This window comes from Streptococcus sp. GMD4S (assembly GCF_000296955.1).
This window is the reverse complement of record NZ_AJRE01000158.1, coordinates 1-2,217: the sequence shown is the minus strand read 5'-3', so window position 1 is coordinate 2,217 and position 2,217 is coordinate 1. Positions and strand designations below refer to the sequence as shown.

The window sequence follows — 2,217 nt, the reverse complement described above, 5'->3', positions numbered from 1 at the left end:
AGCTTAGCCTTGATGGCTTTTGCTTCAGCAATCATTTCAGCATGAGCCTTTTCTTCTGATTTTTGTTTTCCACGCAACTCACCCACTGCTTGAGCAGTTGCTTCCTTGGCCAAATTCTTTTTAATCAGGAAGTTTTGAGCGTAGCCAGTTGGTACTTCCTTGATTTCGCCTTTCTTCCCTTTTCCTTTAACATCTGCTAAAAAGATTACTTTCATTCTTCTTTCTCCTTTTCCTTTAGTTCTTCCAAGATTAGTTGAGTCAATTTTTCTCCTGCTTCCGACAAACTCATATCCTCGATTTGCGCGGCAGCTAGATTAAAGTGACCTCCACCACCCAACTCTTCCATAATGCGTTGGACATTGATTTTACTACGACTTCGAGCCGAGATAGAGATAAATCCTTGTGTATTTTTTGCCAGAACGAAACTAGCCTCAATACCAGACATAGCCAGCATAGCATCGGCAGCCTTACTGATAACAACTGTGTCATAAGACATTGAGTCCTTAGCTTGGGCAATCAAGATATCTGAACCTAACTTACGACCTTGTAAAATGAGTTCATTTACCTCACGGTACTCTTCAAAATCTGTCGCAGCGATCTCCTGGATAGCAATACTGTCACTTCCCCGTGTTCTCAGATAGCTAGCCACATCAAAGGTTCGGCTCGTCACGCGAGATGTGAAATTCTTGGTATCCAGCATCATACCAGCCATCAAAACACTGGCCTGCATACGACTCAAACGATTTTTCTTAGAATTTTGGAACTGAATCAATTCTGTGACCAGCTCACTGGCACTACTTGCCCCACTTTCAATATAGGTGATGACTGCATTCTCAGGGAAATCCTGATCACGTCTATGATGGTCAATAACAATAGTTTGAGTGAACAAATCATAAAAATCTTTTGACAAAGTCAAAGCCGTCTTGGAATGATCCACCAGAATCAATAATGAACGGTTTGTAACTAACTTCATCGCATCTGTAAGAGATAAAAGTTTCGTGACATCTTCCTTCTTCAAGAACTGAATAGCACGTTTGATATCTGCTGGCATATGTTCTGCATCATAGACAGCATAACTGTTCTCAATAATATTACTTGCAAACAACTGCATACCGACAGCAGATCCCAAAGCATCCATATCTAGATTTTTATGACCGACTACAAAAACTTGGTCAACACTTCGAATCTTATCAGAAATGGCTGTCATCATGGCTCTGGTACGTGTACGAGTACGTTTGATAGATGCAGCAGTTCCTCCACCAAAGTAGACAGGATTCTTGGTTTCGTTATTTTCCTTGACCACCACCTGGTCACCACCGCGAACTTCTGCTAAGTTCAAGTTGAGCAAGGCAATTTTCCCTATCTCTTCATGGTTTCCATCACCATAAGAAAATCCCATACTTAAAGTTAGGGCTAGCTGCCTCTGTTTTGATTCTTCTCGGAAAGTATCAATAACGGAGAATTTATCATTCATCAATTCCTCTAGTACCGTGTAATCTGTGAATACATAAAAACGATCCATCCCCACACGGCGAGAAAACATAGCATACTTACTAGCAAATTCTGAAACAAAATTAGCTACAAAGCTATTGATATGGCTGATATCAGAGTCAGATGTCGCATCCTCCAAATCATCATAGTTATCTACTGAGATGACTCCAATGACTGGACGGCTAGTTACCAATTCGACAGTTGCTTCGTACTCCCCAGAAACATCAAAGAAATACAAAACACCCGAAGCCTTGTCCATATGAACAGCATATCGTGTTTCGCCCAAGGTAGCATACGAACCTGGATTCCCAACAGAAGCCTTGATGATGGTTTGAATTAACTCAACATCAATTTCGCCTTCTTCAGTAGTTAAAATCAGCTCAGCATAGGGATTAAACCATTCCACTTCTCCACTTGATAAGTCTAATTTCAGTACTCCCACCGGCATTTGATCAAGCAAAGTACTCAAGCTATTTTCGGCTTGGTGATTTACATATTGGATTTGTTCAATTTCGCTCTTTTCATACTGTTTTTTTTGCCAAACGAATAAAAGCAAATAAAGCAGTACAAATAAAAACAAAACAGTGATTGTTACAGCAAGATTATGTGAAAAAATAATCAGCAAAGTTAAGATTCCGAAAGTTGCAAGTCCTAGCAAGACTGCAGAAAACGGGATTAAATTATTTTTTTTCATTCTAAACCTCTTGCGCATTATTATATCACAAA

2 protein-coding genes are annotated in these 2,217 nt (G+C 39.8%); both read right to left on the bottom strand.

The annotated features are described in order from the left end of the window. Positions 1–215, bottom strand: a 215-nt coding sequence (rplI, locus tag GMD4S_RS08100) for a 50S ribosomal protein L9 (RefSeq protein ID WP_000864207.1), incomplete at its 3' end; no start/stop codon positions are given. Continuing rightward, positions 212–2,185: a DHH family phosphoesterase gene (locus tag GMD4S_RS08095; RefSeq protein WP_000739982.1), complete on the bottom strand. Its 1,974-nt coding sequence runs from the start codon at positions 2,183–2,185 to the stop codon at positions 212–214. The genes GMD4S_RS08095 and rplI, both read right to left, overlap by 4 nt. Positions 2,186–2,217: the final 32 nt, after the last annotated feature.